At 64.1% G+C, this 17,716-nt stretch carries 15 protein-coding genes; 8 read left to right on the top strand and 7 right to left on the bottom strand.

Features of this window, described 5'->3' with window-relative positions; genetic code table 11:
• Positions 1-85 precede the first annotated feature (85 nt).
• A complete protein-coding gene (locus tag ACOIX3_RS23000; RefSeq protein WP_420964400.1) occupies positions 86-1,009 on the top strand; it encodes a division plane positioning ATPase MipZ in 924 nt (307 codons plus the stop codon).
• 195 nt (positions 1,010-1,204) lie between these two features.
• Here ACOIX3_RS23000 and ACOIX3_RS22995 read toward each other — a convergent pair whose 3' ends face one another.
• Positions 1,205-2,287: an alcohol dehydrogenase catalytic domain-containing protein gene (locus ACOIX3_RS22995; RefSeq protein WP_420964399.1), complete on the bottom strand. Its 1,083-nt coding sequence runs from the start codon at positions 2,285-2,287 to the stop codon at positions 1,205-1,207.
• A 105-nt stretch (positions 2,288-2,392) separates the two neighbouring features.
• Here ACOIX3_RS22995 and ACOIX3_RS22990 point away from each other — a divergent pair, with 105 nt between their 5' ends.
• The 3 genes from ACOIX3_RS22990 (at position 2,393) to ACOIX3_RS22980 (ending at position 5,292) form a co-directional block, all read left to right on the top strand.
• Positions 2,393-3,169: a helix-turn-helix transcriptional regulator gene (locus tag ACOIX3_RS22990; RefSeq protein WP_420964398.1), complete on the top strand. Its 777-nt coding sequence runs from the start codon at positions 2,393-2,395 to the stop codon at positions 3,167-3,169.
• 341 nt (positions 3,170-3,510) lie between these two features.
• On the top strand, positions 3,511-4,452 hold the full coding sequence (locus ACOIX3_RS22985) for an alpha/beta hydrolase family protein (protein WP_420964397.1): 942 nt from the start codon (positions 3,511-3,513) through the stop codon (positions 4,450-4,452).
• A gap of 99 nt (positions 4,453-4,551) precedes the next feature.
• Complete coding sequence (locus ACOIX3_RS22980; RefSeq protein ID WP_420964396.1) at positions 4,552-5,292, top strand: VWA domain-containing protein; 741 nt, start codon at positions 4,552-4,554, stop codon at positions 5,290-5,292.
• A 13-nt stretch (positions 5,293-5,305) separates the two neighbouring features.
• Here ACOIX3_RS22980 and ACOIX3_RS22975 read toward each other — a convergent pair whose 3' ends face one another.
• Positions 5,306-5,713: a DUF302 domain-containing protein gene (locus tag ACOIX3_RS22975; RefSeq protein WP_420964395.1), complete on the bottom strand. Its 408-nt coding sequence runs from the start codon at positions 5,711-5,713 to the stop codon at positions 5,306-5,308.
• Between the two features lie 230 nt (positions 5,714-5,943).
• Here ACOIX3_RS22975 and ACOIX3_RS22970 point away from each other — a divergent pair, with 230 nt between their 5' ends.
• A complete protein-coding gene (locus tag ACOIX3_RS22970; protein WP_342728623.1) occupies positions 5,944-6,663 on the top strand; it encodes a DnaJ domain-containing protein in 720 nt (239 codons plus the stop codon).
• A gap of 244 nt (positions 6,664-6,907) precedes the next feature.
• Here the strand turns inward: ACOIX3_RS22970 and ACOIX3_RS22965 are convergent, their stop codons facing one another.
• On the bottom strand, positions 6,908-8,701 hold the full coding sequence (locus tag ACOIX3_RS22965) for a serine hydrolase (RefSeq protein WP_420964394.1): 1,794 nt from the start codon (positions 8,699-8,701) through the stop codon (positions 6,908-6,910).
• Positions 8,702-9,125: 424 nt separating this feature from the next.
• Here ACOIX3_RS22965 and ACOIX3_RS22960 point away from each other — a divergent pair, with 424 nt between their 5' ends.
• Positions 9,126-9,461: a phasin family protein gene (locus tag ACOIX3_RS22960; protein ID WP_092114837.1), complete on the top strand. Its 336-nt coding sequence runs from the start codon at positions 9,126-9,128 to the stop codon at positions 9,459-9,461.
• 73 nt (positions 9,462-9,534) lie between these two features.
• Here the strand turns inward: ACOIX3_RS22960 and ACOIX3_RS22955 are convergent, their stop codons facing one another.
• On the bottom strand, positions 9,535-11,511 hold the full coding sequence (locus ACOIX3_RS22955; protein ID WP_420964393.1) for a pilus assembly protein TadG-related protein: 1,977 nt from the start codon (positions 11,509-11,511) through the stop codon (positions 9,535-9,537).
• A 499-nt stretch (positions 11,512-12,010) separates the two neighbouring features.
• Between ACOIX3_RS22955 and clpS the strand changes: the two genes are divergently transcribed.
• A complete protein-coding gene (clpS, locus tag ACOIX3_RS22950) occupies positions 12,011-12,343 on the top strand; it encodes an ATP-dependent Clp protease adapter ClpS (protein WP_106318898.1) in 333 nt (110 codons plus the stop codon).
• Positions 12,344-12,603: 260 nt separating this feature from the next.
• Positions 12,604-15,012: an ATP-dependent Clp protease ATP-binding subunit ClpA gene (gene clpA / locus ACOIX3_RS22945; protein WP_420964392.1), complete on the top strand. Its 2,409-nt coding sequence runs from the start codon at positions 12,604-12,606 to the stop codon at positions 15,010-15,012.
• A 121-nt stretch (positions 15,013-15,133) separates the two neighbouring features.
• Here clpA and ACOIX3_RS22940 read toward each other — a convergent pair whose 3' ends face one another.
• The 3 genes from ACOIX3_RS22940 to ACOIX3_RS22930 all read right to left on the bottom strand — a co-directional run bounded on the left by ACOIX3_RS22940 (position 15,134) and on the right by ACOIX3_RS22930 (position 17,589).
• On the bottom strand, positions 15,134-15,571 hold the full coding sequence (locus ACOIX3_RS22940; RefSeq protein WP_420964391.1) for a hypothetical protein: 438 nt from the start codon (positions 15,569-15,571) through the stop codon (positions 15,134-15,136).
• A gap of 112 nt (positions 15,572-15,683) precedes the next feature.
• Positions 15,684-17,105, bottom strand: coding sequence for an MFS transporter (locus tag ACOIX3_RS22935; RefSeq protein ID WP_420964390.1), 1,422 nt, complete (start codon positions 17,103-17,105; stop codon positions 15,684-15,686).
• 130 nt (positions 17,106-17,235) lie between these two features.
• Positions 17,236-17,589 carry a PilZ domain-containing protein gene (locus ACOIX3_RS22930; RefSeq protein WP_420964389.1) on the bottom strand — a complete coding sequence of 118 codons (354 nt, stop codon included), beginning with the start codon at positions 17,587-17,589 and terminating at the stop codon, positions 17,236-17,238.
• Positions 17,590-17,716 lie beyond the last annotated feature (127 nt).

Raw genomic sequence — 17,716 nt, 5'->3', positions numbered from 1 at the left:
GGCTGCAATTGATTTCCTTGCGCAGTGATGCATTTCACTTGACCGCAGCCGTGCGCGATTTGAAGATCACTGCGGGGATTGAATCATGTTGGTGCAGGCTAGTCAGGGTCAATCCGGCTCCGCACACGTCGTGGTGCTGGGGAACGAGAAGGGCGGTTCGGGCAAGTCGACCACCGCGCTGCATATCGCCGTTGCGCTCCTGAAGGCCGGACAGCGCGTTGCCAGCATCGATCTCGACTGTCGCCAGCAGAGTTTCACCCGCTACATCAGCAATCGCCAGGCCTGGGCGCGACGCTCTGGGCTCGATCTCGAACTCCCCGCGCATTATTGCATCAAGTACGGCGAGACGATGCAGATCGAGGAGAACGAGAACACCGAATTCCAGCAGTTCATGACCGCGGTGAGCGCGGTGGAACGTGCCTATGATTTCATCGTCATCGATACCCCGGGCTCGGACAGCTACCTGATGCGGCTCGCGCATTCGATGGCCGACACCCTGGTGACGCCGATCAACGACAGCTTCCTCGATTTCGACGTGCTGGGCACCGTCGATCCCGCGACCTATGCGGTGATCGGCGAGAGCCATTACGCGGAGATGGTGCGCGACACCAGACGCAAGCGGCGCCAGCTCGACGGCGCCTCGACCGACTGGATCGTGGTGCGCAACCGGCTGTCGATGCTCGGCTCGCGCAACAAGCAGCTGGTCGCCGACGGCTTGAAGCAGCTGTCGCTGCGGCTCGGGTTCCGTGCGGTCGACGGCTTTGCCGAACGGGTGGTCTACCGCGAATTCTTCCCGCGCGGGCTGACAGCGCTCGACGACATCGACGAGGCGACGCTCGGCACCCGCCCGAGCCTCGGGCACGTCACCGCCCGCGAGGAGGTGATGGGCCTGCTGCGCCAGCTCAAGCTGCCGCTCGACGAGCGCGGCCGCCGCCGCGCCGCCAACCGGGCCGAATGGTTCAGCCAGGTCGACAAGCCGCTGGAAGTCGACGACATCATCGGCAGCTAGGCCGCGTGCCGGCAATCCCGGTGGCGGCCCAGCGTCGGACAGATTCGCCAGACGATTGGTTTGGGCGGTCGCAAGGCGATGAACGGGGGATCGAATGGAACGGCGCCGGTTCATGTCCCTGGACTACAGCCCGCAAGCGTTTCAATTGCAGTACGGCGTCTTCAGGGACGTCCTGCAAGGGATCTCGCCTCCGGCCTAGTTCGGCTTCAGCACCGTCATCTTGAACGGCCCGCCATTGGCGGCGGCATGCGCAACGGCATCGTTGACGTGATCGAGATCGAAGGTCGTGACCTCGAATTGGTCGAGCCGCAACAGCCCGGCGCGGGCGAGATTGACGAGGCCGAACGTCGCCTCCGGCGGATACATCCAGGCGCCGTGAATGCTGATGCATTCGCGCATGATCCAGGGGTAGGGCAGGTCGAGCCCCGGTCCGCCCTGCATTCCGACGCCGCCCATCAGCGCGATCCGGCCATAGGGACGCACCGTCATGATCGCGGCGCGCACAGTTGGTGTCGTCACCGAAGGCGGCATAAGGTCGAGCACGCAGTCGATCGGACCGGGCGCGGCGCGCCGCATGCGCTCTCGATCGTCGTCCTCGTTGCCGCTGAGTCTGACCGGGCGCACGCGCGGGCCGAACCTGCGGACCAGATCGGCCAGCACCTTTTCATTGCGGCCCGGCGCGACGACGCAGGCTGCGCCCATCGCGAGCGCGACGGCGACCGCGGCGCTGCCGAAATTGCCGGTCGCGCCGCTCACCAGCACGGTCTCGCCCGGCTGCAGCCGCGCCGCCAGCAAGCCGCCATAGGGCACGAGGCAGGTGCCGAGCGCGCACCATGATGGCGCGTCGGCCGGATCGATCGTGCCGATCCGCTTGACGTTCTCGGTCGGCACCAGCGTCTGCTCGGCAAACGAGCCGTGGCGGAAGTGGCGCTGCAGGCGCAGCCCGCCTTCACCGCGTGCGCTCCAGCCCTGCAAGGTGATGTCGGGCGAGATGCTGTCGTCGCGCGAGCGGAAGGTCGGATCGCAGTACACCCAGTCGCCGGCGGCGAGGTGGGTTGCGTCCGGCCCGACGGCGCGCACCCGTCCGATCGCGCCTGGGCCTGGAACGGCAGGCAGCTCGAGCAGGTAGCTGCGCGCGCCGCTGAAGACCTCGTTGGCGTAGGACAGCACGCGCGTCGCGGCGACGTCGACGAGGACTTCGCCCGTTCCCATCACGGGTGCCGGGATCTCCTCGATCGCGAGCGGCGAGCCGAACGATTTCAGGATTGCTGCTTTCATCTGCTCTTGCCCTTGGTTTGAGACCGGCATGATCGGCGGGTGCGTTGCAGCCAACAAGACCTGGTATTATCCTAGGACTGTTGAACCCACTCACGAGGTCCGGCGATGGCCAGTCCGCGGCAAGGCGAGCTCGGAGACTTCCTGCGATCGCGGCGCGAGAAGCTCACGCCAAAACTGGTCGGCATCCCGGCCGGGCGGCGCCGTCGCACGCCCGGCCTGCGCCGCGAGGAGGTGGCCGACCTCGCCGGCATCGGGGTCGATTGGTATGTGCGCCTCGAGCAGGGCCGCTCGGTGAGCCCGTCGGCCGCGACGATCGACGCGCTGGCGCGGGCGCTGCGGCTGAGCAAGGCCGAGCACACCCATTTGCGCGCGCTCGCCAAGGAGGGCGACCGGCGGCTGTTCGTGCCGGAGACGGTGCCGCCCGAGATCCGGCGCGCGGTCAAAAGCCTCAACCAGCCGGCCTATGTCACCGGACGGCGATGGGACGTGCTGGCGTGGAATGCGGCTGCCGAAGACGTCTTCGCCTTCGGCCGCCTTCCCGAGAACGAGCGCAATACTCTGATCTGCATGCTGACCAATCCCGAGACCCGCCGGCTGTTTGCCGCAGGCTGGGCCGAGGAGGCGCGCAGGATGGTGACGCAGTTCCGCAGGACTCACGACCTCTGGGCCGGCGATCCCGCCTTCGTCGACCTGCTGGCGCGGCTCCGCCAGGGCTGTCCCGAGTTCGAGGCCTGGTGGGGAACCCATGACGTCAGCAGCAGCGTCGCCGGGCGGAAGGTGCTGAGCCACCCCAGGCGCGGCCGTCTCAATTTTGAGTACGCCAGCTTCCAGGCCAACGACGATCCCGGCCTAAAGCTGATTATTTACACCGAAATCGGTTGAATCCGTGGTTTTCCGGTGATTTCGGCCACACCACGGCCAAAAAGCCGGAACAAAGCAACCGAAATCCAGTTTCTCCTCAACGTCGATCCAAGAGCGATCCAAGAGCGATCCAGGGTTCGAACGCAACCTTGGGAACTCACGTCGAAGGGGAGAGGAGAGCACGAGCCGTCGCGGTGAGGCGTGTGCAACTGCACAAACTATAGGTGCGGCGCACAACGTTATGCCACCGAAGCCACAATATTTGGACTTCCTGTCACGGCGCTGTGACATATATTCTCAAAAGGAGGCCGAAGAGCCTCCGGCCAAAATCGCCCTGTAAAGGCGGGCACCTCGAGGACGTCATGAAGCGTGGAATTCTCGTTCTGCTTTCGCTCTCCGTAGTGATCACGGGTGCGTATTTCACCGCGAGCAAGTGGGCGATCCGTCACGAAACCCTCATGTTCAAGGATCCGACCCGCGATGAGCGGCCGGTCGCGGTCGACGTTGCCGTGCGCTTCGACAAGGAGATGCAGGCCGACGCCGGCATGATCAAGCTCCCGGTTGCGATCCTCAATCATGGCAATACCGTCAAATTTACCGAATATTCCTTCCTCGCGAATGTGTTCGCGGCACGCGGCTATCTGACCGTCAGCATTCAGAACGACCTGCCGTCGGATGGACCGATGGTGACCAAGGTCGGCGAGCTCTATGTCGGGCGCCTGCCGCAGTATCAGCGCGGCATCACCAACATCAAATTCGCGATCGAGGAGATGAAGAAGCGTCAGCCGAACGCGGACTACAGCAAGCTGACGATGGTCGGCCATTCCAATGGCGGCGACATCGCGATGTATTTCGCCAAGCAGTATCCGGACGAGATCAAGAAGGTCGTCACGCTGGACAATCTGCGCGTGCCGTTCATGACCGACGGCAAGTTCAAGATCCTCTCGTTCCGTTCGCATGATCAGCACTTCAAGCCCGATCCCGGCGTGGTGCCGGACGAGGAGGAGTGTGAGAAGGCCGGTATCACCGTTGTGAACACCAACTTCCAGCACAACGACATGCGCGACACCGGACCCGAGAAGGCCAAGGACTCGATCCAGGCGATGCTCGATAAATTCCTGGCCGACACCGACAGCGATGTTGCGGCGGTCGATACCAGGAATGCGCCGCTGAAGATTCTGGAGCCGGGTCCCGTCTCACTCTACGTGCCGGTCGAGAAGCCGCAGACGTTTGGCGAGAAGGTCAAGAAGTCGCTCTCGTTCACCAAGACCGAGTCCAAGAAGGATCCGTCGGTCACGAACTGACAGGGCCGCCCGGGATTCGATCCGGGCCGGCGGGCGCGTCACGTTGACCAATCCGATGCCGCGGCCCACATAAGTGTTTGCTGTACGAGGCAAGCGCTGATGGCTGGCAAGACGATCAAACCAACATCGGGAAGGGACGTGCGCCCGGCCGATGCGCCTGGCGTGCCGGCGTCGAGCGCCAATGACATCGCCGCGTTCGTGGCGAAGGCGCGCGCGATGTCGCCGCACCGCGCCGGCGCACGCGGCAGGCTGGTGTTCGCGCTCGATGCCACCATGAGCCGGCAGCCGACATGGGACATGGCCTGCACGCTGCAAGCGGACATGTTCCGCGAGGCCGGCTCGCTCGGCAGCCTCGATATCCGCCTCGTCTACTATCGCGGCTTCAACGAGTGCCGCGCGTCGGGCTGGATCTCCGACAGCGCGCAGCTCGCGCGGCTGATGAGCAAGATCGACTGCCAGGGCGGCAATACGCAGATCGGCAAGGTGCTGTCGGAGACGCGCCGCGAGGCGGTTGCGGCAGGCGTGCGTGCGCTCGTGTTCGTGGGCGACGCGATGGAGGAGAACGCCGACGCGCTGTGCGCAAGCGCCGGTGAGCTCGGCCTGCTCAAGGTGCCGGTCTTCATGTTCCAGGAGGGCGCGGACGCAACTGCCGAGCAGACGTTTCGCGAGATCGCGCGGCTGACCGGCGGCGCATGGTGCAGGTTCGATCCCGGTGCAGCGGCACAGCTCCGCGAGCTGCTGCGCGCCGCCGCGGCCTATGCTGCCGGCGGCCGCGAGGCGCTGCTGCAACTGGCGAAGACGACGAGCGGCGCGGCCAGGCTGATCGGCCAGATGAAATAGGCCGCCTGGCGCGTCAGGCTCCGCCCGACGTCACGGCTTTGGCAATTGCGGCGAGCAGCGCCGACATGTTGCCTGTGACCTGTCCGGTCGCTTCCGCGACGCCGTGCCGCTCAGCGAGCCAGGCCGGATCGTTGTAGGAGAGCCAGCAGTCGCCGGCCTCGCCCTGCCAGACCAGCGCCTTGAGCGGCAGATCGATCCCCATGGTCTGCGCAGCCTGCATCAACGGCGTGCCGCCCTTCGCGTTGCCAAACACGAACAGCTCGGTCGGACGGAGTGCAAGACCGGCGCCGGCGGCGCCCGCGGCATGATCGATCTGCGCGAACAAGGTCAGCCCGCGCGCCTGCAATTCGGCCTTGAGCCGGTCGGCGGTTTGCTTCGGCCCGACTTGGCTGCGAAGGCTGATCAGTCCGTCAATCGCCATCGAGCATCCTCCAGCGCGGTTGCCGCAAGCTACTCAATCGCAGGGGGCGGCGCCACGCCAAAGCATGATCCGGAAAAGTGCGAAGTGGTTTTCCGAAAAGATCATGCTCAAACAAGGAGCTAAAGCGCGATGACGAGTCTACCGGATCTCATCGCGCTTTAGGGCGCTTCACGCTCCAGTGAGACGAAGCTTCGCATGCTTTTTGTCGCCGGGCCGCCTATATTCCGCGCATGCCAACCCTGATCGCCGGCGTCGTCGCAATTGTCATCCTTTACTCCGCGCTGCAGATGTTTCGTGCGGCCAATCCTGCCGTGCTTGCGCGTGCGATCAAGATCGGTGGCGGGGTGCTCGCGCTTGCCGTTGCGGCCTTCACCGGCGTGCGGGGCGAACTGGCGGTCGCAATCCCGCTCGGCATCTTCGGCGCCGGATTGCTCGGCTGGTCGCCGTTCGGGAGCACCGGCTTTCCCAATTTCGGCGGCATGTTCGGCGGTTCGCGCAATCAGGGACAAAGCTCGCGGGTGCGCTCGCAATATCTCGACATGAGCCTCGATCACGACAGCGGCGTGCTCAAGGGCCAGATCGTGGCGGGACCGCAGGCCGGCCATATGCTCGACGAGTTCGACCTGTCGCAGCTGCTGGCGATGGTCCCGAGCTTCGACGCCGAAAGCGTCGCGCTACTTGAAAGCTATCTGGACCGCCGCTTTCCCGCCTGGCGTCAGGACGCACAGGGCGACCGGACAGGGGGGCAGGGCCGCGCGGCGACGAGTGGCAAAATGACGAACGAGGAGGCCTATCAGATCCTTGGCCTGCAGCCGGGAGCGTCGCGCGACGACATCGGCCGGGCTCACCGCACCCTGATGAAGAAACTCCATCCCGACCAGGGGGGCTCGACGTATCTCGCTGCCCGTGTGAACGAGGCCAAGGATACTCTGCTTCGCACGCATCTCTAACTCCGGCTACGCCACTGACGCCACAGCCGAGAGCTGCCTTCCGCTTCTGATTGATGCCCCGTATGGCCCGCCGCTGTCCGGCGTGGCCGATCGTTCTTTCGGGAAAACTTAACCGTAAAATATTGACGAGAAGTTCTCATGGTCGCGCCGCGCGCCGAAAGGCCGGTCGTTCGCGCGGCGGCCTGCAAAGCAAAAGGGCCGGCGCTTGCGGCGCCGGCCCTTTGAAATCAGACGATCGCGACGATCAGTTGCGAACGGTGATGCAGGAGATCTCGGCGCGCTTCAGCGTCTTGCACGCAGCTTCCGCCTGATCGCGCTCGAGGCCGGCAAAGCGGGCGCGGTAGAGCTTGCGATTGTCCTTGGCCACGACCTCGGTGAACGGGTCCGCCTTGCTGAGGAGGCCGCGGGCCGAGCTGCGCGCGAGGTCGATGCGCTTGTTGGCCTCGCCTTCGGACTCGAGCGCGCCAACCTGAATGATCCAGCCGGAATGCGCGGCGCCTGGCTTGACGACGCTGGTCTGCGGTGCGGCCTGCAGGCTGCGGGTCGTCGGTTCGATCGAGGCCACGGCCTGCGGTGCCGCGGCGGCCGGTGCATGGACGGACGAGGCCGGCAGCACGCCGAGGATGCCGTTGCCGGTGCCGAAATTGGCCGGCTGCGGCGGCATCTCGGGCCGCGAGGTCTCGGCGGCCCGCGCCATCATCGCATTGGAGGTCTCGGGAACTTCGCCGCGCGACGGGATGGTGCTGGTGATCGGGGGCGCGGACTGCGCCGGGCCCGCGGCGGCAAGCTTGATCTGGCCGGCCTTGACCTGCACGGTCTTCACCTTGACCGGCTTCATCGGTTCGGCCGAGCCGGGGATCGCGGCGATCGGCTGGGTCTGGATCACGCCTGAGGTCAGCGGGGCCGGCTCCGGCTTGGCCTGCGGCTCGGGCTTCGCCGGGGGCGGCGGCAGCGCGGCGGCGACGGCCGCCATCAGCGAGGGCTTGCTGGCCGGGCGCGGCGCCTGCACGGCGACGGCTGCCGCGGCGGGCTCCGACGCCGCGACCGGCGCGGTGTCCGCGCTACGGGCGTTGTCGGCATCGGCAACCTCGACATTGGCGTCGGCCGGGTTGCGCTCGGTGATCGCGGCGGCCGTGCGGGTGGTCGCGCCCTTGCCGATGTTCTCGGCCAGGAGGTTGCGCATGGTGGCGTCGCGGGAGCCGCCGCTGCGGCCGCCGAGCACCACGCCGACCAGGAAGCGGTTGCCGCGGTGGATCGAGGTCACGAGGTTGAAGCCGGAGGCGCGGGTGTAGCCGGTCTTGATGCCGTCGACGCCTTCGACGCTGCCGAGCAGGCGATTGTGACCGGTGATCGTGTGGCCGCGGAAATTGAACGCCGTGGTCGAGAAGTAGCGATAGTAGCGCGGGAAGCGATCCTGGATGGCGCGGCCGAGCGTCGACTGATCGCGCGCGGTGGTGATCTGCTCGTCGTTCGGCAGGCCCGAGGCGTTGCGATAGGTGGTCCGGCTCATGCCGAGCGCGCGGGCCTTGCGGGTCATCATCCGGGCGAAGTCGTCTTCGCTGCCGCCGATCGCCTCGGCGATCACGACCGCAGCGTCATTGGCGGAGCGGGTGACGAGACCCTTGATGGCGTCTTCGACCCTGATGGTCTGGCCGGGTCGCAGGCCGAGCTTGGTCGGGTCCTGCTCGGAGGCATGCTCGGAAACCGGCATCTCGGTGTCGAGCTTCATCTTTCCGGAATCGAGGCGCTCGAACAGCAGATAGAGCGTCATGATCTTGGTGAGCGAGGCGGGGTGCCGCAGGCCGTCGGGACTGTTCGACGTCAGCACCGAGCCGGTGTTGCCGTCGACGACGATCGTCGCGAATTGCGGGCTGTAGCTTTCGCGCGCGGCCTCGCTGTGATGGTGACGGGCGGTGTGGCGCCGGTGACGGCGCGCCTCCGCGCTATCACTGGTGATCAGGATCGCCGTCGTGACGGTAACGAGCCCAAGAACGCCAACTCGCAGCGCCCGCGAGGAGGCCAAGGTTGTTCGAAGCATCTACTTCCCCGTCCCAATTTCTATCTAGATCACTGGCTCGTGAGGCGAAATTGTGCCCGGCGGCCGTCGATCCTTGCCTGCGCAACAGACCACTTCGGGCAGAACCATCGGCCCTCGTAGCGGCTCAGGTCGCTCTTCTAGCTAAGGTGTTGTTCACAAACAGCTTTCAAGGCTGCCCGTCGGAAGGCGAACAAAGTCCGGGAATCAGGTTAGGCGGACCGAGTTTCCAAAAGATTAAGCAACCGTTGCGTAGTCCCCCGGGGTTTATCGCAAATGCTCAGGATTCGGGCAAATGTCGTTGTGCGTCGCACAATATTTGTTGACTTTATTGTGCGATGCGATATTCCGATCGTTGTCAGGGGGCCGGGAGCTTCCCGGCAATGGGAATTTGCGCCTTCAAGTCTGGGAAAAGGAATTCCAATCCATGGTCAAGATCGAAGACATTCAGAACTACGGCAAAGAGCATATCGAGTCCGTCACTGCGTCTGCGAACAACCTGCAGAGCGGCGTCCAGGCGATCGCCACCGCCTATGGCGACTACGCCAAGAAGTCGTTTGAGGACACCAAGTCGTTCGTCGAGAAGCTGTCGGGCGTGAAGTCGCTGGACAAGGCGCTCGAGGCGCAGACCGAGTACCTGCGCTCGTCCTACGAGACCTTCGTCGCGGAATCGCAGAAGATCGCCGGCCTGTACAGCGACTGCGCCAAGCAGACCTTCAAGCCCTACGAGGGCCTGGTCTCCAAGTTCGCGCCGGCTCAGTAAGCGCGACTGACCAAGACAAACGAAAAGCCCGGCCGTTTCGGCCGGGCTTTTTTGTTGCGCCTGAAGCGGGCGGTTACTTCGCCAGCCGCAGCTTGCTGAGAGCAGTTCCGATCGTGTTGAAGGTCGTCAGGATCTGGGTCGAGCTGGTCAGCATGAAGAACTTGTCGGGGCTGCTGGCGCAGTTCTTCAGGACGGTCGAGGTCGGATCGGCGGGCGAGTTGGTGTTCACCTGGATGGTGTAGATCGTGTACATCGGCGCACCGTTGGCATCCCTCGCGTTCTGCAGGTTCTGGCACTGCAGGGCCTGCCTTGCGTCGATCGGATTGCCTGAGGCCTGCGAACTGCCGTCGCCGTAATCGGGCCAGCGGTCCTGGGTATTCAAACCGTCGGACAGCAGGATGATGACCCGGTTGTAGGTGGTGTTGGAGTCCTCCGCCGGTGTATTCAGCGGGCCGCCCACCAGGAGGGACTGCCACGCCACGGCCAATCCGATCGACTGGTCGGTGCCGCCGGTCGGCTGCATCGCATTGACGGCGGTCTTGAGCGCACTCCAATTGTAGCTTAGCGGAATGACGGGCTCGAGCGGTGTCGATGCGCTGCTGCTGCAAAACGAGTTGCTACCCCAGGTGTCGAAATACTCGTTGGCCGGAAACAGCGTCGTCACGTCGGATGACGCCGGCAGCACGCCCGTCGCATCGTTCGGCTGGGTGCGGTCAGCGACGCAGCCGGTCCACGTGCTGATCGGGTTGGTGGAAGGCTGGCGCCAGTCATTTGCGACCCCCACAGCGTTGGGGGTCCAGACGTGGTCCTTGTTCGGGGTATTGCTGTTATCCTTGAAACCGACGATGGCGGAAACTCTGGGTTGATTCGAATTGTCCGTCAGGTCGTTAGGCCCAGGCTGTGTCCAGTTGTGAACATAGGTCCATCCGGTACAGGACTTGCCGCTGCCGGTGCCGGTGCAAGTGCAACCCGAGACGCTGGAACCAGAGCCGTTCTTTGGGCAGCTGCAGTTCGAGCTTCCGCTGCAGAATTTCTCCTGGAGGCCCGTTGGTTCGCTGCTCCAGCAGCCGTTGTACTTTGCCTGGGTGTTGTTGTCGGCGGTCGGGCAAATCGGATTTTGGACGGATGCGCCGTTCACTGTGACCGTCGTCGACGGAATCGTTGACGTCGTCGAAGTGTTGCTTGCTGTGGGACCCGTTTTACAAACGAAGCCACCGTTTGCGGTGCCATTCGTATTGCCAGTGGTGTTGGTGAACGGGCACCTCGAACCGGGTCCCACGGCATGCCAGTTGATGGGAAGCGTCGCGACACTCTGTCCGTTGGCGGGCTGGGTCGTCGGCGGATTCAGCCAGTCGGTCCAGTCGATCCAGCTCTGGCCGTAGTTGCTGGAGCCGACATTGACGTCCTTGGCGAAGGGGATAACGGAAATATAGACGTCGCCGTTGTTCTTGCTCAGCGCGCTGAGCTGATCGATCAGGCCGCCGGATCCCGCCACCGCGTTGCGCAGCGCGGTAATCTTGCCGTTGTCCGCCATCGATCCCGTGTTGTCGAGGGCGAGGGCGACGCGCATCTTGACGTTGCCCCAAGTGGTGGTCGTCGAGGTGCCGAAATTCATCGTCTGGAAGTTGCCGCCGGACGGCAGCAGATTGGCGAACTTCATGAAGTAGGTGTTGATGTGGCCGGACCCGCTCAGGAGAATGGTCGCGGCGGTGTTCGCGGTCGGGGTCGTATAGGCGGCCGAGACGGAAATGCCCTGGCCGTCCTTGTTGGTGAAGAGACTGTTGAAATAGGCCTGCGCCTTGCTCGGGATCTGCGCGGCCGTGATGTTGCCCATGGTCAGATCCTTGGACAACATCAGCGCGGTGGAATCGAGCGCCGCCTGCATCGCGGTGCGGGCGTTGTTGGCGCGGGTATAGTCGACCGCTGCGCCCACGAAGGCGAGGATCGGCAGGAGTGCGAAGGTGAAGATCACCGCGACATTGCCGTCGGTTGCCCTGGAAAACCGGCGGAGAGCCGCGCGAACGCGATTGGAAATGGCTGAACCGAGCATGGCACTCTCGTCAAAATGGATTGCGCGGCCATCTCCACGTGCGCGGCTAAACAGATGGTGAATCGGGCAAGGGAAACCCGGCGGGCGGGCCCCACAGACGGTCAAAAGCAGGGCAAAAGCACGCGCTATCCTCAATGCCCGCTAAATTGGACACCCGACTCCTTTGTCAAATCAGGCAGAAATGATTAACCTTCCGGGGGTTGCCGCGCCGGGAATCGGACCGGTGGGCTGCGGCGGGTCTGCGCTTGCGGCAGGGCGTCGTGAGGCCCATATTCGGGAGGTCGATCCGGCCGCCGGATCGGACCGGGAGCGGCAATCTGGAAAGCATTGCTGGGGGTTCCGCGATCAGTCTTGCGGCAATCGCGACCACCTTCCAATCGCCAACCAGTTTCCCCTGGGGAATTCGAACGCCTGAGCCATGCTGCGATACACGTTGACAGTCCCGATCTCCGAGCCGGTTTCGGCCATGCCCGCGGTGTCCGCCGCGCCGGAGCCGAAAATGAGCAATGACGACAACCGCAATGGAGCGGGCAGCGGCCCGTCGACCTCGGTCATCACCAAGGTCAAGCCGAAGACCAAGCGCCCGAACCTGTATCGCGTCCTGATCCTGAACGACGACTACACGCCGATGGAGTTCGTGGTTCACGTGCTGGAACGATTCTTCAACAAGGACGCCGAGGCGGCGACCAAGATCATGCTGCACGTTCACCATCACGGGATCGGTGAGTGCGGCGTGTTTACCTATGAGATCGCCGAGACCAAGGTGACGCAAGTCATGGACTTTGCGCGCAAGCATCAGCATCCACTGCAATGTGTGATGGAAAAGAAATAGTTCGCGGGAACGATTGACCTGCCGCGGGAAGCGGAACGGGTCTTGCATTGCGCATTTTGACGGCTGCGAACGGCGTTCCCGTATGATGACGGGGCGCGGCCGGGCCACGTTCCGGCGCCTGAATTTTAGAAGAAAACCATCATCGCGGGACCGGTCTTTCGCCACGATCCGTCGTAACTATATCAATGGCGATCACGAAGGTTGTTATTGCCTGACCCGGTAATGGCGATCATGATGGCCGGGGGCCATAGAGGACGCGAATGCCTACTTTTTCCCAAAGCCTAGAACAATCCTTGCATCGTGCATTGGCGATCGCGAACGAGCGTCACCATCAATACGCGACGCTCGAACACCTTCTGCTGTCGCTGATCGATGACTCGGATGCGGCGGCGGTGATGCGGGCCTGCAGCGTCGATCTCGACAAGCTGAGGACCAGCCTCGTCAATTATCTCGAGACTGAATTCGAAAACCTGGTGACGGACGGCGCCGACGACGCGAAGCCGACCGCCGGGTTCCAGCGCGTGATCCAGCGCGCGGTGATTCACGTCCAGTCGTCCGGTCGCGAGGAAGTGACCGGCGCCAACGTCCTGATCGCGATCTTCGCCGAGCGCGAGAGCCATGCCGCGTATTTCCTGCAGGAGCAGGACATGACGCGCTACGACGCCGTCAACTACATCAGCCACGGCATCGCCAAGCGGCCCGGCGTGTCCGAGGCGCGGCCGGTGCGCGGCGTCGACGAGGAAACCGAGACCAAGGGCAACGAGGACGCCAAGAAGAAGGGCGAGGCGCTCGACACCTATTGCGTCAACCTCAACAAGAAGGCGCGCGACGGCAAGATCGATCCGGTGATCGGCCGCAATGCCGAGATCAACCGTGCGATCCAGGTCTTGTGCCGCCGCCAGAAGAACAACCCGCTGTTCGTCGGCGAAGCCGGCGTCGGCAAGACCGCGATCGCCGAAGGCCTCGCCAAGCGCATCGTCGACAGCGATGTGCCGGAAGTGCTGGCGGCCGCGACCGTGTTCTCGCTCGACATGGGCACGCTGCTCGCGGGCACCCGCTACCGCGGCGATTTCGAGGAGCGGCTGAAGCAGGTCTTGAAGGAACTGGAGGCGCATCCGAACGCCATCCTGTTCATCGACGAGATCCACACCGTGATCGGCGCCGGCGCCACTTCCGGCGGCGCGATGGATGCGTCCAATCTGCTGAAGCCGGCGCTGGCTTCGGGCACGATCCGTTGCATGGGCTCGACCACCTACAAGGAATATCGTCAGCACTTCGAGAAGGACCGCGCGCTGGTGCGGCGCTTCCAGAAGATCGACGTCAACGAGCCGACGGTGGAAGACGCGATCGCGATCCTCAAGGGCCTCAAGCCCTATTTCGAGGACTACCATCGGCTGAAATACACCAATGAGGCGATCGAGGCGGCGGTGCAGCTGTCGTCGCGCTACATCCACGACCGCAAGCTGCCCGACAAGGCGATCGACGTGATCGACGAGTCCGGCGCGGCGCAGATGCTGGTCGCCGAGAGCAAGCGCAAGAAGACGATCGGCATCAAGGAGATCGAGACCACGATCGCCACCATGGCGCGGATCCCGCCCAAGAGCGTGTCGAAGGACGATGCCGAGGTGCTGAAACATCTCGAGCAGACGCTGAAGCGCACGGTGTTCGGCCAGGACAAGGCGATCGAGGCGCTGGCTGCGTCGATCAAGCTGTCGCGGGCCGGCTTGCGCGAGCCGGAAAAGCCGATCGGCTCGTATCTGTTCTCGGGACCCACCGGCGTCGGCAAGACCGAGGTTGCAAAGCAGCTGGCGGCCTCGCTCGGCGTCGAGCTGATCCGCTTTGACATGTCCGAATACATGGAGCGGCACACCGTGTCGCGCCTGATCGGCGCGCCTCCCGGCTATGTCGGCTTCGACCAGGGCGGCCTGCTCACCGATGGCGTGGACCAGCATCCGCATTGCGTGGTGCTGCTCGACGAAATCGAGAAGGCGCATCCGGATCTGTACAACGTGCTGTTGCAGATCATGGATCATGGCCGGCTCACCGACCACAACGGCAAGCAGGTCAACTTCCGCAACGTGATCCTGATCATGACCACGAATGCGGGCGCGGCCGACCTTGCGCGGCAGGCCTTCGGCTTCACCCGCTCGAAGCGGGAAGGCGACGACCACGAGGCGATCAACCGCCAGTTCGCGCCCGAGTTCCGCAACCGGCTGGATGCCATCGTCTCCTTCGCGCACCTCAATGCCGACGTGATCGGCATGGTGGTCGAGAAGTTCGTGCTGCAGCTCGAGGCGCAACTCGCCGACCGCGACGTCACGATCGAGCTGTCCGAGCCCGCCAAGGCCTGGCTGATCGAGCACGGCTATGACGAGCAGATGGGCGCGCGTCCGATGGCGCGGATCATCCAGGAGCACATCAAGAAGCCGCTCGCGGATGAGGTGCTGTTCGGCCAGCTCAAGGGCGGCGGACACGTCCGCGTTGTCCTGGTCAAGGACGAGGCGACCGCCAAGGACAAGATCGGCTTCGAATATGTCGAGGGCCCGGTCACCCCGAAGCCCGAGAACCTGCCGCCGCGCAAGCGCAAGCCGCCGAAGGGCGGCCCGAACAACGGCGGCGGAGGCGGCACCAAGGGGCCGGCCTCGAAGGGTCCGATGGTCAAGGCCTGAGACGCGAGCGAACAACGAAACGAAAAGGCCGGCTGAACAGCCGGCCTTTTTTTTGGCGCGGCGAGGCGCGAGCGGAGCACGGCCGCAACTAGTTCAGCCGGAGCCCAATGCTCTGCGTCGGCTAAGCTCCCTCATAATCGGATATCAGCTTTGCGAGCAATTCACGCTCTCCAGGAGATTTTTCAGTCGGATCATTGATGATGTTCCGAAGCAAATGGAACTCGGTGTCGTTCTTGATGCGCCCTCGTTTCAGAATTTTGGCGTAGCCGCGCGAGTACCGCCTGCGCAATTCAGAGAGCGTAATGATCCCGCGGTCGGTGAGCTCGGCATCCAAATTCGCGACCTCCGCGGGATCGAAGGGCCAAGAACGTTCTACACAATCACTGATCGCTTGACGGAGACCCTGGAAGGCCATTCGTGGACTCGTCTTTTCCATGGCCTCCAACGCAGCCAGAGGCTGCTTTTCCGGTGGTAAGAACGCCATCGGCATATATCGTTGAACATAGAACGATAAGAAGTTCTTGAGTTGCGCATACTCACTTCGGTTGAAGTTCTGCATCGCTGCATACCTTGTCGATCACTCCCTAGCGCGGCCCGCGGGCGCCGGCTGTTCCGTGGGAGCGTCGGGCCTGGGCGCGTATTTGTCGAGTACGACGCTCACCGGATTGGCGTCACTCGCCCTTCAGCCGCTGGCCCTCGTGGACCCGCACCTGATCGGCGCCGCGGCTGCCGGCTGAGGACAGCCGCAGCGTGCTCAGCGCGGCGCCCACCATGGCAAAGCCGACGCCGACCATCAGCGAGAATCGTGTGCCGTCGGCCGGGAAGCGCGCCAGCAGCATCGCCACCAAGGCGGCGCCGATGGTCTGTCCGAGCAGGCGCGCGGTCCCGAGCATGCCGCTGGCGCCGCCCGAGCGCTCGCGCGGCGCGGCGGCGATCATGGTGCGGTTGTTCGGGGTCTGGAACAGGCCGAAGCCTGCGCCGGCGAGCGCCATGCGCCAGATCACGTCGATCGGTGTCGCAGTGGCCGGCATGAACGCCAGCGTGCCCAGACCCAATGCGAACAGCAGCAGGCCGATGCCGCCGAGCAGGCCGGCGGGATAGCGCTCGACCAGCCAGCCCGCGATCGGCGCGGCGAACGCGACGGCGATCGGCCACGGCGTGATCAAGAGGCCGATCTGCACCGCCGAATATCCGAAGTGGTTTTCGAGATAGAACGGCATCGCGACGAAGGCCAGCATCTGGCCGCAGAACGAGGCGATCGACGTGCCGATCGACAGCGCGAAAATCGGAATCCGCAAGAGGTCGACCGGCAGCAGCGGCGAGGGCAGATGCTGTTGCCGTCGGTACAGCAGATGGGAAGCGACCGCGGCAATCGCGAACTCCAATGCGCAGAGATACAACGCTTCGCCATGGCCGGCGCTGTCGATCGCGCTGATGCCAAACCCGAACGCGATGGCGCTCATCGCGGCGCTCTGCCAGTCGAAGGCGTGAACCGCGGGCCGGGTATGCGGCAGGAAGCGCCAGCCCAGCGCCAGCGTGACGATGCCGAGCGGGACATTGATGGCGAACAGATACGGCCAGGTCCCGACCGCCAGGATGAACGAGGCGATGGTCGGGCCGACCGCGGCCGAGATCGCGACCACCAGCGCATTGACGCCGATGCCGCGGCCGAGTTGCGAATGCGGATAGATGAAGCGGACCAGCGCAGTGTTGACGCTGAGGATTCCGGCGGCGCCGAACCCCTGCAGGATGCGGGCGACCGTCAGCAGCGGCAGCGTATGCGCCAGCGCGCAGAACAGCGACGCCAATGTGAAGAGCAGTAGCCCCGCCAGATAGACGCGGCGATAGCCGATGATCTCGCCGAGCGAGGCCAGCGGCAGCAGCGAGATCGTGATCGCCAATTGATAGCCGTTGACGATCCAGATCGAGAAGGCGGGGCTGGCGTTAAGATCCCGCGCGATGGTCGGCAGCGCCACGTTGGCGATCGAGCCGTCGACGACGGCCATCACGAGGCCGAGCGCGATCGTGAGAATGGCCCAATTGCGCTGCGGCTGCGGCAGCCCGTCGGGATGCTCGATGATCGCGGACGACATGTCGTGAAATGGCCTTTGGTTCCAGCATGGGCGGGCTTACCGGATGCTGGATTAACCTGGCCTTTGCAACCCCCGAAATGACAGATGCCGGCCGCGATCCAAACGCGGCCGGGGAGCTGCTGGAGGACGCTCAGCCCTGGCCGAGCAGTTCCTTGATCCGCCGCTGCAACTGCCGTTTCTTGATCTCGCTGCGGCGGACCCGCTCGTCGAGATCGCTAACCGGGGTGTCCGAGGTCATGATCCGGAACGCGAGGCCGACCTTGTTGGCCTGGCGCCAGATCATGCGCGCCAGGAACGAGCGGCCCTTTCGTGCGACGCTCAGATTCATCTCTTCGGGCAGTCGCGTGGCATCACCAAATTCGACGCAGGCGCCGCCTTCGCTGATGTTGCGGACGACGCAATCCATCGTCGAGCCGTGCTCATTGATCTCCGCAACCGCACCGTAAAACACCTTGTCACGTGAGCTCTGGCGCCGGTCCTGCATGGGAAATCCTCCTTAAATTAACGGCAGGACTGTACCGGTCCGCACCCGCGAAAAGAAGGGTACGAACGGAACCCGTTGGAGTTAGTGTAAATTGTTTGCATCTGTGAAGGTCAGGATTCCCGGCTAT

The sequence above is a fragment of the Bradyrhizobium sp. B120 genome (assembly GCF_049075665.1).
Classification (GTDB): domain Bacteria; phylum Pseudomonadota; class Alphaproteobacteria; order Rhizobiales; family Xanthobacteraceae; genus Bradyrhizobium.
Note: the sequence above shows the minus strand (reverse complement) of the source record. Positions and strands in the feature narration are given on the sequence as shown.